13 protein-coding genes and 1 rRNA gene are annotated in these 16,728 nt (G+C 41.1%); 7 read left to right on the top strand and 7 right to left on the bottom strand.

From position 1 onward, the window contains the following. Positions 1-8 precede the first annotated feature (8 nt). Positions 9-827: an inositol monophosphatase family protein gene (locus C511_RS0111670; protein WP_226992564.1), complete on the top strand. Its 819-nt coding sequence runs from the start codon at positions 9-11 to the stop codon at positions 825-827. A gap of 13 nt (positions 828-840) precedes the next feature. Next, complete coding sequence (locus tag C511_RS0111665; RefSeq protein WP_027318174.1) at positions 841-1,296, top strand: methylated-DNA--[protein]-cysteine S-methyltransferase; 456 nt, start codon at positions 841-843, stop codon at positions 1,294-1,296. Between the two features lie 92 nt (positions 1,297-1,388). Here the strand turns inward: C511_RS0111665 and C511_RS0111660 are convergent, their stop codons facing one another. Beyond that, a complete protein-coding gene (locus tag C511_RS0111660; RefSeq protein WP_024997320.1) occupies positions 1,389-3,869 on the bottom strand; it encodes a TonB-dependent receptor domain-containing protein in 2,481 nt (826 codons plus the stop codon). Positions 3,870-4,153: 284 nt separating this feature from the next. On the opposite strand from C511_RS0111660, the gene C511_RS0111655 reads away from it, so the two are divergent. Next, positions 4,154-5,161: an Acg family FMN-binding oxidoreductase gene (locus C511_RS0111655; protein WP_081698308.1), complete on the top strand. Its 1,008-nt coding sequence runs from the start codon at positions 4,154-4,156 to the stop codon at positions 5,159-5,161. Here C511_RS0111655 and C511_RS0111650 read toward each other — a convergent pair. Beyond that, complete coding sequence (locus C511_RS0111650) at positions 5,151-6,278, bottom strand: NADH-dependent flavin oxidoreductase (RefSeq protein ID WP_024997318.1); 1,128 nt, start codon at positions 6,276-6,278, stop codon at positions 5,151-5,153. The two genes, C511_RS0111655 and C511_RS0111650, sit on opposite strands and share 11 nt — an antisense overlap. Positions 6,279-6,446: 168 nt before the next feature. Here C511_RS0111650 and C511_RS0111645 point away from each other — a divergent pair, with 168 nt between their 5' ends. Further along, positions 6,447-7,094 (top strand): nitroreductase family protein, encoded by a 648-nt coding sequence (locus tag C511_RS0111645; protein WP_051260513.1) that lies wholly within the window; start codon positions 6,447-6,449, stop codon positions 7,092-7,094. A gap of 170 nt (positions 7,095-7,264) precedes the next feature. On the opposite strand, the gene C511_RS0111640 is transcribed toward C511_RS0111645, so the two are convergent. Beyond that, the gene (locus C511_RS0111640) at positions 7,265-8,320 is read right to left on the bottom strand and encodes a glycosyltransferase family 9 protein (RefSeq protein WP_024997316.1); all 1,056 of its coding nucleotides are present in this window, start codon (positions 8,318-8,320) and stop codon (positions 7,265-7,267) included. A 267-nt stretch (positions 8,321-8,587) separates the two neighbouring features. Continuing rightward, positions 8,588-9,517 (bottom strand): DMT family transporter, encoded by a 930-nt coding sequence (locus C511_RS0111635; RefSeq protein ID WP_024997315.1) that lies wholly within the window; start codon positions 9,515-9,517, stop codon positions 8,588-8,590. Positions 9,518-9,715: 198 nt separating this feature from the next. Here C511_RS0111635 and C511_RS0111630 point away from each other — a divergent pair, with 198 nt between their 5' ends. Continuing rightward, positions 9,716-9,934 (top strand): hypothetical protein, encoded by a 219-nt coding sequence (locus tag C511_RS0111630; RefSeq protein WP_024997314.1) that lies wholly within the window; start codon positions 9,716-9,718, stop codon positions 9,932-9,934. An 83-nt stretch (positions 9,935-10,017) separates the two neighbouring features. Here C511_RS0111630 and xyl3A read toward each other — a convergent pair whose 3' ends face one another. Next, positions 10,018-12,621, bottom strand: a complete 2,604-nt coding sequence (xyl3A, locus tag C511_RS0111625; protein WP_027318172.1) for a xylan 1,4-beta-xylosidase — start codon at positions 12,619-12,621, stop codon at positions 10,018-10,020. A gap of 232 nt (positions 12,622-12,853) precedes the next feature. Between xyl3A and C511_RS0111620 the strand changes: the two genes are divergently transcribed. Continuing rightward, entirely contained in the window at positions 12,854-14,782 is a 1,929-nt protein-coding gene (locus C511_RS0111620; protein ID WP_024997312.1) for a sialate O-acetylesterase, read from the top strand. 109 nt (positions 14,783-14,891) lie between these two features. After that, positions 14,892-15,806, top strand: coding sequence for an NAD(P)-dependent oxidoreductase (locus tag C511_RS0111615; protein ID WP_024997311.1), 915 nt, complete (start codon positions 14,892-14,894; stop codon positions 15,804-15,806). Here the strand turns inward: C511_RS0111615 and C511_RS0111610 are convergent. Continuing rightward, complete coding sequence (locus C511_RS0111610; protein ID WP_024997310.1) at positions 15,759-16,547, bottom strand: aspartate dehydrogenase domain-containing protein; 789 nt, start codon at positions 16,545-16,547, stop codon at positions 15,759-15,761. The two genes, C511_RS0111615 and C511_RS0111610, sit on opposite strands and share 48 nt — an antisense overlap. Positions 16,548-16,619: 72 nt before the next feature. Continuing rightward, positions 16,620-16,727 (bottom strand): 5S ribosomal RNA (gene rrf, locus C511_RS0111605). Position 16,728: the final 1 nt, after the last annotated feature.

The following is a 16,728-nucleotide window of genomic DNA, read 5'->3' as shown; positions in this document are numbered from 1 at the left end:
AAGAACTAATGATGAAATATAATCCCGCCGATAACAGAGAATTGGCTGAACTGACAAGAGCAGTACGAAGCATCGCCAAAGAAGGAGGTGATTTTTTAAGAGCTGAGAGAAAGAACTTCAAAAGAGAAAAGGTAGAAGAAAAAAACAGTCACGACTACGTTTCGTACGTCGATAAGGAATCGGAACGCCGATTGGTTGAGCAATTGTCGGCACTGATTCCCGAAGCAGGCTTCATAGCCGAAGAAGGTTCGGGTGAACTGACTACGCAAGAGTATTGCTGGGTTATTGATCCGCTCGATGGCACCACTAATTTTATTCATGACAATGCTCCGTTTTGCATCAGCATTGCGTTGCGGAATAGGGAGGAAGTGTTACTCGGTGTAGTCTATGAAGTATGTCGCAATGAATGCTTTTGGTCGCACAAAGGCATTCCCGCCTATCTTGATGAGGAGAAAATTCATGTATCCGCAATTAATAAACTGAATGATGCTTTCATCGAATTGGGATTACCTTATAACTTCAATGCTTATAAAAAGATGGCAGATTACCTCATTCACACATTATACGGAAATGTGGGTGGACTACGTATTCAGGGATCGGCCGCTGCTGAGATTTGTTACGTTGCTGCCGGACGGTTTGAAGCGCGTCTGGAAGCGTTCTTAGGTCCGTGGGATATAGCTGCGGGCTCTATCATTTTAAAAAACGCCGGGGGTAGAATTACTGATTTCTCGGGTACAGACAGCTTTTATTCGGGACGTGAAGTGTTAGCTAGTAACGGTATCTTGCACGAAGAATTATTGCACATTATCCATTCATTCAATCCTTAAAAAGATTGTGCGTATGATAAACTATTACTTTTATGAAACGATAATTGGTTACTTAACCATTTCTGCCGATGAACAAGGCATTACAGATGTATCATTTGGTAAAAGAAATCCTGTTCATGCTGTTTGCGAAGAAACACCTTTCATTAAACAGGCTGTAAACGAATTACAAGAGTATTTTGAAGGAAGAAGGCGAGAGTTTACGGTTCCGTTGCATCCTCAAGGAACTGATTTTCAATTAAGAGTTTGGCAAGTACTCCGTACCATTCCTTATGGTAAAACATGGAGTTACAAACAAGTAGCAACGGCTGCCGGCAACCCCAAAGCATCTCGTGCCGTAGGTATGGCCAATAACCGTAATCCCATTGCTATTATCATTCCATGTCATCGCGTAATTGGTGCTAACGGACGTTTAGTAGGTTATGCAGGAGGACTAGACGTTAAGGAAAAATTGCTTGAGATAGAACAATAACCAAAAATCCCTGCAAGAGGTTAAGCTTGCAGGGATACTCATAATCACAGTAAAAACATATCTATATATGAAAGACACATTAGTCTAGGTTGCTATTGGAATCCTTCCTCCATCATACCACCATCACCGTTGTTCTGCTGTTCCTGTCGGTCGGGACGTTTGCTGCTACCTTTCATGTTACCGAAATTATAAGTCAGCGTAAAGCCTACGGTACGACCGGAACGGGCAAATACTGATTCCTGACTGAATCCGGAACCCGAAGTAATTGTTTCTCTTTTGCGTGAATTCAGTAAATCGCGGGTATTGATAGTCAGGCTCAGTTTCCGATCGAGGAATGATTTTCTAAGGCCTAAATCAATTGCATGGTTGGCTTTACGATATCCTTGTGCTACTAACTCACGCGAGTTATAATCGCCGGTAGCTTGCAAAGAGACACCCCAAGGCAACATGACATTGGCTATAATCCTGGCACTCCACGAGAAATCTTCATCGGCCTCACCAACTACGGGGGTAGTTGCCCCTGCAGGTAAGTAACTAAAGCCATCGAGTTTGTTATAATAAAAGTTCAACGTGCTGGTCAAGTCAATCATACGAAACAGGTTATTCTTTAAAATAAGTTCCGTTCCGGCCGACTGAGTCTTGGCTATATTCTCAAACGTACTCTTCATAATATCACCGTCGCGATAACTGATTCGTTGAATTACGTTGTCCGTGTTACGGTAATACAACGATGCCGAAAGCGTATGATTTTCCCAGTTCTTAATGTAATTCAATTCCAATGAATTGGAGTATTGCGGAAGCAACAAAGGATTACCGTAAGAAATGTTCGTTGAGTCAGTGAGGTTTACAAACGGGTTTAACTGTCCACCCCAAGGACGAGATACACGTCGGGTGTAATTCAGTTGCAGTTCGTTATTCGAAGGCAACTGATAAGACAGAAACGCACTTGGATAGAACGAGAAATAGTCATCTTTATAAGCCGGATGATCTGTCTCGGACTGATTGTAACCTAATGAATTGGTATTGGTACGCGTGTGCTCTCCACGCAAACCTAACTGAATGCCGAATCGATTGATGCGTTTCGAGTAGGTTGCATACAAAGCATTCACATTCTGATCATAGGTAAAGTTATTATAAAGTCCCTCGTTGAAAGCGGCATTGCCCTCCGATGTTCCCGAATAAGTTGACACCTTGCTTTTCGATGTGAGGAACTCACCTTTATAACCGGCTTCAATCTTGTTCTGTTCGCCAAATTCTGTCACATAGTCGGCCTGAAACTCCCATTTTCTGGGTTTCATTACATTCTCCTGAAATTGGTAAGAAGTAGTTGAAGTACCGCCCGCATAGTTTGATACTTGTAAGAACGAACTTTCAGGAGTTATGTTGACCAAGTTATATGAAGCCGACAAGTCGAGATTGCTCTTCTCGCTGAAATCTCTTTTGTACCCAATTTCAAAATTACCGATATTCATCTTTCTCTTCTCGGCGGAAGTACGCAAGCTGTTAGTAAAAGAACCTGGAATGTTGCTGGTATAATTCAGCCAGTCGGTTTCATCTCCCCTGCCTAACAATCCAAATCCATTGAAACTAAAGTGGTCCTTATCGGTAGCATGATAAGTTGTCCCCGCTCTGAAAATGACCGGTTTACGCGTATCCTCATCGTTACGCAACTGGTTCAGATAAGAAACCGGATTCCCATTATCATCCAGATTCTGACGATTGGTATAACCCTCTCCTTCCGACTTACGTACGCGCGTGCCCACGTTAACGAAAGACTCAAACTTTCCACTGCTGAAGTTTACGTTACCCGCAGCATTATAGCCACCACGAGTATCAACACCCGCCTGCAAACTTCCGTAATAACCGGCTTTGCGGTTTTTCTTCAACACAATGTTAATGATACCGGCTGTGCCTTCGGGATTATATTTGGCCGACGGATTGGTAATTACTTCCACACGTTCAATCGATTCGGCCGGTAGCTGCTCCAATATTTGAGCACGGTTATCAGCAGATAACCCCGACTCTTTACCGTTAATCCAAACGGTAACACTTGAATTACCACGAAGAGAGACCTCTCCCTCGGGATCAACCTGAACCGAAGGTATGTTACCAAGTACATCACTGGCTGAACCTCCGGCAGTAGCTAAACTTTGATCCACGTTAAAGACTTTGCGGTCAATCTCAAATTTCATCTGAGACCGTTGTCCCACCACCTGCACTTCATTCAGAAGCTGCGTATCTTCTTTGAGTAAGATGTTACGCAGATTTATCGTTTTTTGTCCCGTACCAATCGTCAGTTCTTTCTCAAATGTAGCATATCCAACTACGGATACGGCAACCACATAATTGCCGTTTGATACACCATCTAGTCTGAAAGCACCCAACTGATCGGATACGGTTCCTTTGATAAACTCTTTACTTCCCGTTTTACGCAAACTGATGTTTGCAAACTCCATTCCTTGTTTCGTGGAGGCGTCAATGACTTTTCCTGTAATTTGCGCCCCCTTTTCTGTCTCAGCATAAACGGTTAAAACTGATAATACCAACAAAAAAAGAACTGTTAATCGTCTCATATTTCACTTATTAGTCTAGGGTTTACGTAGCCTGCATCCACCTATTGAAAACTATACGGTTACATTTCGGCAACATAACCAGCAGGCCCCTTAATTAAATACTTTGAGTGTTTGACAAACAAACAACCCAATGAGTTTAATCACCCATTACTCTTTAACTAAAAGTTAAGATTTCAATAGATATTATAACAGACTAGCGCAGACAGATCATTTATTTATGTCTACCTTTGAATTACTAACTGATGAATTAAATGAATCTGAAAAACTTTCTAATAACAATGTGTATGGCAACAATAATTCCTGTTACGACCGACGCCCAGGCACAAAACACGGTCTTCAAAGAATTGATTTCTTATGCGATAAAAGCTCCCTCAGGCCATAATACGCAACCCTGGTTATTCAGAATACAACCCAACGAGATTGAGATATTGCCCGATTTCGGTCAGTCACTGCCAATTATTGACCCGATGAACCGGGAATTGTACATCAGCTTGGGATGCGCGGCCGAAAACTTATGCATTGCTGCACAAGAGAAAGGATACCTTCCGCAACTATCTGTGGAAAAGAAAGACGAAAAGACGTATAGCATTCATATTGCCCTACAAAGTGCATCGCCACAAAGCCACCCGCTGTTCGCATCGATCAGCAAGAGACAAACAAACCGAAGCGTTTACACTTGTCGGAAGATAAGCCGCGATACGGTTTCCATCATCAAAAACATGCCGGTGGAAAGTGGAGTTCGTTTTTATATGTATATAAAAGGAGAAGACGATTACAAGCGGCTAACCAATTACATCTGCTTGGGAAACGATGTTCAGATGAGCGACGGTGCTTTTAAAAAAGAATTATTGGATTGGATACGGTTTAACAGCAAACATGCCGAAAAGACAAATAACGGACTGACCAATGCTGCCATGGGTGTTCCCGGTGTTCCGTCGTTAATTGCACGCCCCATAGTAAACAGTTTCCTTAAGCCCAAAACCCAAAACAAATCGGATTTAAAGAAGATTGAGTCATCCTCTCACCTCGTACTTTTCACCGTTAAAGAGAATACGGTTGAAGAGTGGATATCGCTAGGACGGACATTGGAACGCTTTTTATTGGAAACTACCCGATTGGGAATATGCAATGCTTACATGAACCAGCCGTGCGAAGTGCCTGAACTAATGGAAACAATAAGGGAGAAGCTTCTCCAAACCAATGAACATCCTATGTTAATTGTTCGTTTGGGTTACGCCTCTCCCATGCCTTACTCCCCCAGAAAAGGGGTAGAAGATGTACTTATTCCTTAAGAGGAAGCCAACCCGTTCGTGTTAACAAACTGTTCCACATGGGGGTAGGGATATGTAAACCCGACTGGTTGTGCACATCCAGTGCCGTTTCTATCGAATCAAGTTGACCATTTTTCAACTTCTCCAGCCAACGAGGCTCAATAAGTAATTCACGACCCAACGCGACTAATTGTACACCGGTGCCGAGAACCATATCGGCCTGCTGTGGCGTGCTCACTCCTCCAACACCAATCACAGGTAGTTTGTGTCCCACCTTATCATAAATAAGTTGTGCTCTGGGTGTGGCATCTGCGGCATCTCGCAACGAAGCACCAAAGAAGTTCATGGTTGAAACGTGCAGGTAATCCAGTTCTTTCTCAGAGAGAACTTCCGCCAAAGCCAACGTATCATTCATGGTAATTCCCGGGTTTTCAAGCTCTTCGGGAGAGATACGATAACCAATGATGAAGGGTCTGTCGGACGCCTTTTTCACGGCTGCCTTTACGGCATCGACCACTGCCAACGGGAAAGTCATTCTCTTTTCAAGACTTCCTCCCCATTTATCGGTTCGTCTGTTTGAATGCGGAGAGAAGAATTGCTGTATTAAATATGTATTGGCACCATGAATTTCAACACCATCGAAACCGGCTTCCACGGCTCTTCGGGCGGCTTCTCCATAAGCGGCTATGGTTTCTTCTATTTCCAATTCGGTCATTTCACGAGGTGTTACGGCTCCTTCACGCACAGGTGCAACAGCGCTGGCACTCAATGGCTCGCTGCCGGGAACCAGTTCGGGAGGACACATTCTTCCGCCGTGGTGAATCTGCAACACGGCCTTTCCTCCGTTTTCTTTCAATGCAGCAGCCAATCGCTTCAAGCTAGGCAACATATCGTCTGAATAAGCACTGAATTGTCCGGGAAAAGCTTTTCCCTGCGGAGTTACGTAAGCGCATGCGGAGATAAGTAAACCGGCTCCTCGGTTACGCTCTTTGTAGTAAGACAGTTCATCATCGGATACGGTTCCGTCTTCGTTGCCCGAAAAAGTGGTCATCGGTGCCATCACTATTCTGTTATCGACCTGAATTCCTGATACAGGAAACTGAAAAGGAGATAACAACTTGCTAAAATCTTCATTCATAACTGTGATTCCTTTCTTATACTATACTATTTATAGAATGTGAGAACAGAACGATTGAAGGGTCTTGTTTGTTCGTTAAAAGCCAAACAGGAATACTAAAAGAAGTTATACCTAATTGCATCTTTCCAAATTAATTGTACTTTTGATAAATGACTAAATATACGTAATATGATGAAGAAAGTTTATTTTATTGTTTTAACGGCTTTATTAATGGTGTCTTGCCAAACACCTCCATCGGGAGAAACGAATATGGAAGCAACAAACCAAACGGTAGAAAGTATTATGAGTCGTCGGAGTATACGTTCATACAAAGCAGAACAGATTACGGCCGAACAACTTGACACGTTAACAGAATGTGCCATCAACGCACCAAGTGCTTTAAATAAGCAATCGTGGGAAGTGCGGGTAATACAAAAGCCCGATTTAATAAAAGCAATCAACGATGGTTTTATCAACTTCGCTAAAGGAAAAGAGATGAAGGGTAGTGCCTCGAAGGCTCAGCAAGAAGGATTTAGTGTGTTTCACGGAGCACCTACTATTATTGTAGTTGCCAATGATACAACCAACCATTATAGTGAGGTTGACTGCGGTTTATTGGGACAGAATATTCTGCTCGCTGCCGAATCAATGGGCATAGGCACTTGTGTGGTAGGAAGTGTTATTGCATACATGCGCACACCGGAAGCCAAAGAAGTGATTGCTCAGCTTAATCTGCCCGAGAATTTTGCTCCTCTTTATACTATATCCGTAGGTTATCCTAACGAATGGCCGGACGCCAAGCCACGTGACAAAGCTAAAGTGCAAGTGATTAAATAAAAATTTGCTGGTGAACAAATCTTTTATACACCCGGGTGTACGACTTCTGTACACCCGGGTGTATAAGTGTTCTACATGGGGGTGTACAAGGCTTGTACATCCGGGTGTACAGAAGGTTTTGCAACCAGCAATTTCTTTATAGAACGTATGGAATAAGGCAAAGTGCCGTATTAGTTTAACTGCGGTAGACTAGCATTTATTTCGTCCATCAGTTGGTCCATCGTTACTCGTGTTGTATCAATGCCTTTATTAAGGTTGCCATACGGAGCATATACATCCATCTTCGTAATAGAAAACAAGCCGACAGTAGTTACACCTGCAGCAACTGCCAAATGCATCATGCCACTATCGGCGCCAATAAACAGGCGGACGTTAGCAAGTACAGAGGCTATCTCCCGTAAGTCTTTACTATAATACGCAGGAATGGAAAATCCTATTTGTGAAACATTCTCGGCAGGAAGTATTTCAATGATGTTATAGTTATCAAAACGGTGCTTTAATTCTTGAAGAAACTGTTGCCACCATTCTTGCTGATAACATTTGGCACCGGTGGCAAAGGTAAAGAGTGCAATGGTTTCTTTCTTATCATCAGCAATATACCTTCTTAAAACTTCTTTTCCGGCTAACAGTTCGGCATCACTTAGCTGTATTTTCAGCAAAGGCAACTCTTTGGTCATTTCATCATAGCCCAGAGCGGAAAAATAGGTGCGTAAATTATAGATGGGTTTAACTGCAATGTGTTTTTTATAAGGAAGGTTGATGAGTACATTAACATCAGCTTCGTCACCAAAGATTTTATAAGTTGAGCGTGCTACTTTAGTCGCTATTCTGCCCGATGAGGAAGTACTTACTACGTTTATGACCAAATCATATTTCTTCGAGCGAACTTTATACCATCCGGCAATATAACAGAAAAAGTCATTGAAGTGCTTCCTTGGGAGAGTCATAATATCGTCTACCGCTTCGTCGTTATGAAACAACACCCGGCAAAGAGGCCCTTTTACAAAAAGATCAATTTTACTATCAGGAAACATGCGATGAACTTCTTGTATCAAAGGAGAAATCAGCAACTGATTGCCCAAACGGTGATTGGGCCTAACGATTAACACCTTTTTTATACATTTTCTGTCAACGCTATCCATACAAGAAATACCCGATTTTATACTACCGGTCAATAAACACAGCGTTTTTCTGCGAACACAGTTCACCAATTCAATAAGCCTCATTACTCTTTCATATTATTACAACTACTCTCTCTAATAAACTCATTCAAACACTTTTGATCCCTCTAAAGTTTTTCTTAATAAGAAAATAAGAAGATCACAAAACTCCTTTCATAAAGGTCTTATCATACTTATTATACTTTCTGCAAATCGATGCAAAGTTAGTAAAGTTTTCAACCTAAGCTCATATTTAAATCAGGAAATACATTACAAACAGATTAATATCTACCAACGGGCGTATTTTATCTATTAGAAAAGAGTGCATATTGATCAGATAAAGAACAAAGACACCCCCAGCACACTGATAATGGCGCCTATTATCTCTCTAAGGGTTATTTGTTGCTTGAAGAAATAATGTGATGGCCAAAGTATGAAGATGGGGGTAAGCGCCATCAAGGTAGATGCAATACCGGCTTCAGTATATTGAACTGCCATCAATGAAAAAGAAACGCCTATGAAAGGGCCGAAAACGGTTGCGCCCAAAGCAGCACCCATTCCTTTATAATCTCTGCGGGCAGTATTTAAGGTGTGAAATTGTTTTTTATAGCCCATGATCAAGATGAAACCAATTGCTCCTACGGCTGCACGAATAAAAGTAGAGGCAAAGGGTACTAAATCGGAAACAGATTCCATTTGTTCAGGAATAGACGCTTCATAATAATTCATTCCTATTTTACTGAGAACTAAACCAACTCCTTGGCCTACTCCGGCACCAATACCAAAGAGCACACCTTTCAATGGCAGTTTTAATCCTATTTTATGGGAGCTGCCCCGGCCTAAAACCGAAAGTCCAATTCCAAATAATGTGATCAGCATGCCTGCCAGGGTTTGGAGTGACAAATGTTCTCCCAATATAATCCATCCGAAAAAAGCAGCAGCTATGGGAGCCGTAGTCATAAACAACTGTCCAAACCGTGAACCGATTAGCACATACGAGTTGAAGAGGCAATAATCTCCCAACACATATCCTACAAAACCCGATAAGGCTAGCCAGATTAATGTGGCAGAGTCTGTGTAGAGTGGCAAAAAGGAACCGGTAAACCACCACAAAGTTCCTCCAACCATGATAATGGAAAGTGTTAGTCGAATGACGTTAAGTTGTAAGGTGCCCAATCTTTTGCTGGCTGTTTCAGCAAATAAAGCCGTGATTGTCCACGACACAGCCACGCCCAAAGAAAGTATTTCGCCAAAGTATTGCATCTTTCTATCAATTTGGCTGCAAAGTTATAATAAAAAAGCAATAACAACTTTAGTAGCCCCAACGCTTTCTAATGAAATTCTAATGTAATTATAAGAAGTTTCTAATTACAATGAAGAAACTATCAATCTATCTTTGTCATGTCCAAAAGACATAGAGTTTATCATTTATATAGTAAATCACTTAAAAGAATTACAATTATGAAAAAGATTATTTTCGCAGCTGCTATGGTAGCTATGATGTGTGCAGGTAACGTAGTTTATGCTCAGGTTAAGAAATCAGAACCGGTGAAGACTGAACAAACTGCTTCTAAGAAAGCAGAATCGTCTAAGAAAGCATGCAAGGAAACTAAAGCAAAGAAAGCCGAATCAGCAAAAGCTGTTACTCCGGCCAGCAATGCTAAAAAAGGCATGAAATAAAAATTTCCTGTTTTGAATAAAAGAAAAGAGAGGGGTCTTTCATTGAAGAAGACTCCTCTCTTTCTGTTTCAACTGCTTAACAGTTAATTCATCCGAAACGAAACGGTATGCAGTTTGGTGCTGTCGGAGGTTCCTCCGTACAACAACTTATACTCACCGGGAATGCATCTCATCGTATTTGAGTTGGTGTCAAACCAAACTAATTCATCGGGATTGAGCTGGATTTTGACATCTTGTTTCTGACCGGCTTTGAGGAATACTCGTTGGAAGGCACGAAGCGTTTTCGAAGGTCCTTCCACATCAGCCGGTCTGTTCAGATACACCTGAATGACTTCTTCGCCATCGTACTTACCAGTATTGGTCACCGGAATCGTTAATTCTACAGAATTTCCGGCCTTGACAACTGCCTTGGCTAATTTAGCCTGACCGTAAGTAAAGGTCGTATAGCTCAAACCATGACCGAAAGGAAATAAAGCTTCGCCTTTAAAATAACGATAGGTACGTCCTTTCATATTATAATCTTCAAAATCGGGTAACTGATCTACATTCTTATAGAAGGTAATGGGTAAACGTCCGGCCGGATTATAATCGCCGAATAAGACGTCGGCCACGGCAACACCGGCTGCTTGTCCCGGATACCACGCCTGCAAAATAGCTCGACAACTTTCCGTCTCGGGCACAAGTCCCATAGCAGAACCTGAACAGTTTACAAATACAACCTGTTTACCGGCGGCATGCAATTGCTTTAGCAATTCTCTTTGCACTGCAGGTAGTTCTATGTTGGTGCGGTCTCCTCCTTTAAATCCATCAGTATTTACAGCCATCTCTTCACCTTCCAGTTTGGGAGAAATACCTCCGGCAAAAATAACCACATCGGCGTCTTTCACCCTTTCAATTTCTTTGCTAAAGTTAATCGTTTCTTCTTTTCCCAAATCAAAGTTCAACGAACCTTCATAACGCACGCTATAGTCTAAACGAATAGTATATGATTTTCCGGCTTCTGCATGAAGCATATAAACCTTAGTCGGTAATCCAATAGATCCTCCTTTGTTTTGTTCTTCTCCATCAATATATAAAGTATAGCCGCCGTTAAGATTCATATGGAAAGCCACATCGCCAGATTCCTTAGGAGTAAAAACTGATTCATAGCGAGCCGAAAAGTTTGTCAATGATACGCCACGGGCAAAAACAGTTCCTCCGGCAGCTGAGAAATTGAACGGAGTTGTTAACCAGTCTGTAGTAGCAGGTTCGCCATTAAACGTTGTATTATTCCAATACGTAGCCTGAAAACCTTGTTTGCCATTCAAGGCACATTGATCAAAGAAGCTATTCAAAACTACATTTTGCGTAAATGTGCAGCCTTGGGTATAGATCACATTTTCGGCTCCTATCTTATTCTTTATTCCTTCTAGTATGGTGGTGGTATGGTATGGGAAACCATTGTAATTAGCCCACATCGTTACAGAATCGGTAGCATTGGGTCCCATGACAGCTACTTTCATTGTTTTTTTCAAGGGAAGTATGTTGTCTTTGTTTTGCAACAAAGTCATGCTTTCACGCGCCATCTTGATAGCCAGCTGCTGGTGTTTCGGACTGTTGATAACATCATCCTTCAGTTGCATCCAGGGAACAAGTGAGGGGTCATCCATTTCTCCAAGTTCGAAACGGGCTTTCAGCAAACGAATAACAGATTCATCAATGCGTTTTTCATCAATCAAACCACGCTTTACTGCGTCTGTCAGATTGCTATAAACCGAACCGCACTCCACATCTGTTCCAGCTGATACGGCTTTTGATGCGGCATGAGCTTCATCGGGTTCCGTTCCATGTCCCTTGGGAACAGGTGTGAACATATCATTAATAGCCCAGCAATCACTCACAACCAAATGTTTATATTGCCATTCATCACGCAAAATCTGCATTAGCAGTCTATTTGATCCGCAACACGGGTCACCTTCAAAGCGGTTATATGCACACATAACCTCCTTTACATTGGCCTTCTGAACCAAATCTTTAAAGGCGGGAAGGTAGGTTTCCCACAAATCACGCGGGGAAATATTCTCTGCATTATAAGTATGTCTGTTCCACTCGGGACCGCTATGAACGGCAAAGTGTTTTGCACAAGCATGCAGTTTATCATACCCGCCTTTGGCTTCACCCTGCAATCCACGTACAACGGCTTGTCCCATCATGCTGGTCAGATAGGGGTCTTCTCCATAAGTTTCCTGTCCCCTACCCCAGCGCGGATCACGGAAAATGTTTATGTTGGGAGTCCAAACGGTTAACCCTTGATACCTTCCGTGCTGGCCGGATGAACTAAACTGACGATATTTAACTCTGGCTTCATCACTAACTGCATCAAATACATTGAATAGTAAATCCTTATTAAAAGAAGCAGCCATACCGATTGTTTGCGGAAAAACCGTTGCGTTTCCTGCACGAGCAATTCCGTGAAGGGCTTCACTCCACCAATCGTATGCTTTGATACCTAACCGTGGTATGGCTTTAGAAGAGTTCTGCATGAGAGAAACTTTTTCCTCCAAGGTTAATCGAGGTAATAAATCGTTAGCTCTTTCCGTTGGTGATAATTTAGGATTCTTGTATGCTTCTTGAGCAGAAATAGTAAAAGAGAAGCAAAAAAGACAAGCAACACCTAAATTCGCTTTAATAAGATGTGTCAATTTCATCGTATTTACATTTAGTTATTAAAATCTCTGTCGATGCAAAAATACACTATTCAACTTATAAAACAACCCTCTTCATTAACTATCAGATAATATGTAACATAAACAATAATTTATGTTACACGAAGCAAATCAGCGTAACGGTATGTAACACAAATGAGCCCTAAAAGCAAACAATTAAGCCTTAGATTTAATACCTTTGTTCCGTATACCAATTCATTAAAAACATAATACCATGATAAGCAATACAAAGAAGCAGATATTACTCATTACATTAGCATTAATAATGCTTATCTGTGCCAAAGCAGAAGTTAAACTTCCGGCCGTTCTGTCAAACGGTATGGTTCTGCAACGAGAACAACCCATTCAGATTTGGGGCACTGCCGATGCAAATGAAGCAGTTAACATAACATTCAATAAGCACAAAGTGGCCGTCAAAGCGGATCAAAATGGAAAGTGGACTGCTACTCTCCCGGCTTGTAAAGCGGGTGGCCCCTATGAATTAATCGTTAATCACCTGATCATAAAAGATGTTCTTGTTGGCGATGTGTGGCTCTGTTCCGGACAATCAAATATGGAATTACCCATAAATCGTGTTACTGATCTGTATCGTGAAGAAACAGAGATGTATGAGAACAACAACATCAGATACGTCAAAACGCCCTACGGAAACGATGTAAAAGGTCCGCAAGAAGATATTTCAAAAATGGAATGGAAAGCCTTAACCAAAGAAACTGCACCTGGCTTTTCTGCTTTAGCCTATTTTTTTGCTAAAGAAATGTATAACAAAACCAAAGTTCCGGTTGGCATTATCAATTCAAGTTGGGGCGGTAGTACCATCGAAGCTTGGATGAGTGAAGAAGCTTTGAAAGACTTCCCTCGGAATCTGTTAGAAAGAGATATTTTCTCTTCGGATGAATATAGAAAGTTGATCAATCAAAGCAGTAGTATGATGAATGCATTTTGGGATAGATCATTATATAAGGGAGACAAAGGATTACATGATTCAATTTGCTGGTATAAGACTGAATTTGATGATTCAAACTGGGCATCTGTAGATATGTTTAGTTCGGAATGGAGTATCAACAAAGGATATCCCATAAATGGTTCACACTGGTTTCGTCAAGCAGTTGAACTCTCGCCTACTCAGATAAAAGATGGGGTATTGCGTGTTGGATGTATCGTTGATGCTGATTCTGTTTTTGTAAATGGAACTTTTGTTGGGACTACAGCATATCAATATCCTCCTCGTATTTATAAAGTGCCCGCTTCGATCTTAAAAGCCGGAAAAAATATAATTACCGTGCGCCTGATTAGTTATGGAGGACGTCCCAGTTTTGTTAAAGACAAACCTTATTGTTTTATTTTGGGAGGTGATAGTATTAAATTGTCCAGCCAATGGAATTATAAGTTGGGTTGTGAAATGCCAACCAGAGTGAATGGCGTTTCATTTCAAAATGTTCCAACTGGTATGTATAATTCAATGATTTCTCCCTTATCAAAACTTCAGTTTAAAGGGGTATTGTGGTATCAGGGTGAAAGTAATACAGGACGTTCTCACGAATATGAAGCCTTATTATCTTCCATGATCATTGATTGGAGAAGTAAGTTAAACAATTCTACGCTACCATTCTTTATTATTCAATTGCCAAACTTCATGCAAACACACACATATCCATCTGAAAGTGGTTGGGCTCAGCTGCGTGAAGCACAAAGGTTAGTAACAACTAAACTACCCAACACTGCTCTTGTAGTAGGTTTAGGTTTGGGAGAATGGAATGACATTCATCCACTAAACAAAAAAGAACTAGCCAAAAGGGTTGCTTTACAAGCCGACAGACTTGCCTATAATCAGAAAAAAAATGTTAGTTCAGGTCCTGTCTGCATATCAGCCAAGCTCGAAGACGGAAAAATAGCACTTACTTTTCAAAAAGGTACCGATGACTTCCTTCCAGTTGATTCGTTAGAAGGTTTTGCTATTGCCGATAAAGATGGACGTTATCAATGGGCCAAAGCTCAAATCTCGGGTAATAAAATCCTAATATGGAATGAAAACATTGCCAACCCTACGATGATTCGTTATGCATGGGATGATAATCCAAAAGGAAATCTTAGAAACAAAACAGGTTTACCTGCCTCTCCTTTTCAAATAAAGGTAGAATAAATACAGAATCATGATTTATCTGAAAGAGTTGTAGACTGGTAATAGAGTCTGCAACTCTTTTTGTATTATACCTATTTTATTTGTAACTTCGTTGAAAAATAGAATAAGTATGTTTCGTAAATTAGTTGCAATTGAGCCTATTAGCTTAATTCATTCTGCTGAAAAAGCATTAAAGAAGTTCGCCAAAGAGGTTATTCTTTTTGGAGATATTCCTCAAAACGATAATGAAATAGTAAGTCGTATTAGCGATGCCGATGCCGTATTATTGAGTTATACTTCTCAAATCAATAAATGGGTGCTAGACAGATGTGATCAAGTAAAATACATCGGAATGTGCTGTTCTCTCTACTCACCAGAAAGTGCCAATGTTGACATTATCTATGCCAATAAAAAAGGTATTACAGTAACGGGAATTCGTGATTATGGCGACGAAGGAGTAGTAGAATACGTTATTAGTGAATTAGTTCGCTGTCTGCATGGTTTCGGACAAGAAGCATGGGACGAAATCCCCCGCGAAATTACCGGATTAAAGGCTGGAATCATTGGATTAGGAAAATCAGGTGGAATGATTGCTGATGCCATGAAGTTTTTTGGTGCAGACATTTCATATTTTGCAAGAAGTGAGAAAGTCAATGCACGTCAGAAAGGTTATAAGTTCTTGCCATTAGATAGACTACTTCGTGAAAGTGAAGTGGTATTTTGTTGCTTGAACAAAAATACCATCTTACTCCACGAAGCAGAATTTCAATCTTTAGGTGAGAATAAAATATTATTCAATACAGGACTATCACCTGCATGGGATGAGGCACCCTTTCTCGACTGGCTAAATGGGAAAAACCTTTGTTATTGCGATACTATAGGAGCTTTGGGCGGAAAACATTTACTTAATCATCCGCACGTCCGATGTATGCAGGTTTCCACAGGTCGAACACAACAAGCCTTTGATCGTTTAAGTGAGAAAGTATTAGCTAACTTATCAGAATACAATAGGCGATACAATATTCAGCAGGGTGTTAACGACTGACCACCCTGCTATTTCAGCCGTTGCGCTATACACATCAATAACAGCATGAACTTGATCATTCTTAATTTCTACTCTTTGAGTATCTCCTATAAACCCAGGAGTTGATACCATTGTCATTTCCATGTTCTCAGGTCCGACCGACGCCAATGATGCTGCTACAGAAACATTCACCTTCGTAGGAAACAATTTGATTGCCTCTTTGGCATTTCCACTGAAAACCGTTTTTTGTTCATTAAGTAAGCTGTCATCATAAACAGTCGTACCCATCAATGCACGTGGATTTTTCTCATTAAAGAATTTCGCAGAGGCATTCCCCATTAAGAAGGCTGTACGCAACACATCAAATCCTCCAGTTGCTCCCGATGCAATATAAACCTTTGTTCCATTAAGTTTAGCAGTATTCATAACTTCATTATAAAAAACCGAGTCCGCCAAAGCACCAATAGATAAGGTTATAATTGAAGTTCCATTTTGAAGAGTTGGCAATGCAAGTTCCCTCATGGCATTAGGAGAAGCTAATTCAACCAGAAAATCTGGTTTCAGAGAGAGTAATTCATTCAAGTCTCTACAAACTCGACAAGACTTGCCTTTCTCATTCATCCTACTTGACAGAGACTCTGCTTTAGCAAACGTACGAGAGTAAACACCAACCAAGTCATACTCATCTAATATTCCACTAACAATTGCATCTACCACAATCGTTGATAAACGTCCACAACCCACAATCACAATTTTCTTCATACTACTTTTATTAATAAAAAACCTAAACGCAAAAAGTCCCACAGCTTTGTATAGCTGCAGGACTTCTCTAAAAAACGGCGACTACCTACTCTCCCACTGTTACGCAGTACCATCGGCGTGACAAGGCTTAACTTCTCTGTTCGGAATGGGAAGAGGTGGAACCCTTGTGCTATAGTCACCT

Origin of the sequence: Bacteroides graminisolvens DSM 19988 = JCM 15093, from assembly GCF_000428125.1 — a bacterium.
Classification (GTDB): Bacteria; Bacteroidota; Bacteroidia; order Bacteroidales; family Bacteroidaceae; genus Bacteroides; species Bacteroides graminisolvens.
The sequence above is the reverse complement of the archived record's forward strand: the minus strand, read 5'-3'. Positions and strand labels throughout refer to the sequence as shown.

Excerpts from the sequence above, each read along its gene's own strand:
- C511_RS0111670 (WP_226992564.1), top strand. The coding sequence starts at position 9 with ATGATGAAATATAATCCCGCCGATAACAGAGAATTGGCTGAACTGACA.
- C511_RS0111665 (WP_027318174.1), top strand. The coding sequence starts at position 841 with ATGATAAACTATTACTTTTATGAAACGATAATTGGTTACTTAACCATT.
- C511_RS0111660 (WP_024997320.1), bottom strand. The coding sequence starts at position 3,869 with ATGAGACGATTAACAGTTCTTTTTTTGTTGGTATTATCAGTTTTAACC.
- C511_RS0111655 (WP_081698308.1), top strand. The coding sequence starts at position 4,154 with ATGGCAACAATAATTCCTGTTACGACCGACGCCCAGGCACAAAACACG.
- C511_RS0111650 (WP_024997318.1), bottom strand. The coding sequence starts at position 6,278 with ATGAATGAAGATTTTAGCAAGTTGTTATCTCCTTTTCAGTTTCCTGTA.
- C511_RS0111645 (WP_051260513.1), top strand. The coding sequence starts at position 6,447 with ATGATGAAGAAAGTTTATTTTATTGTTTTAACGGCTTTATTAATGGTG.
- C511_RS0111640 (WP_024997316.1), bottom strand. The coding sequence starts at position 8,320 with ATGAGGCTTATTGAATTGGTGAACTGTGTTCGCAGAAAAACGCTGTGT.
- C511_RS0111635 (WP_024997315.1), bottom strand. The coding sequence starts at position 9,517 with ATGCAATACTTTGGCGAAATACTTTCTTTGGGCGTGGCTGTGTCGTGG.
- C511_RS0111630 (WP_024997314.1), top strand. The coding sequence starts at position 9,716 with ATGAAAAAGATTATTTTCGCAGCTGCTATGGTAGCTATGATGTGTGCA.
- xyl3A (WP_027318172.1), bottom strand. The coding sequence starts at position 12,621 with ATGAAATTGACACATCTTATTAAAGCGAATTTAGGTGTTGCTTGTCTT.
- C511_RS0111620 (WP_024997312.1), top strand. The coding sequence starts at position 12,854 with ATGATAAGCAATACAAAGAAGCAGATATTACTCATTACATTAGCATTA.
- C511_RS0111615 (WP_024997311.1), top strand. The coding sequence starts at position 14,892 with ATGTTTCGTAAATTAGTTGCAATTGAGCCTATTAGCTTAATTCATTCT.
- C511_RS0111610 (WP_024997310.1), bottom strand. The coding sequence starts at position 16,547 with ATGAAGAAAATTGTGATTGTGGGTTGTGGACGTTTATCAACGATTGTG.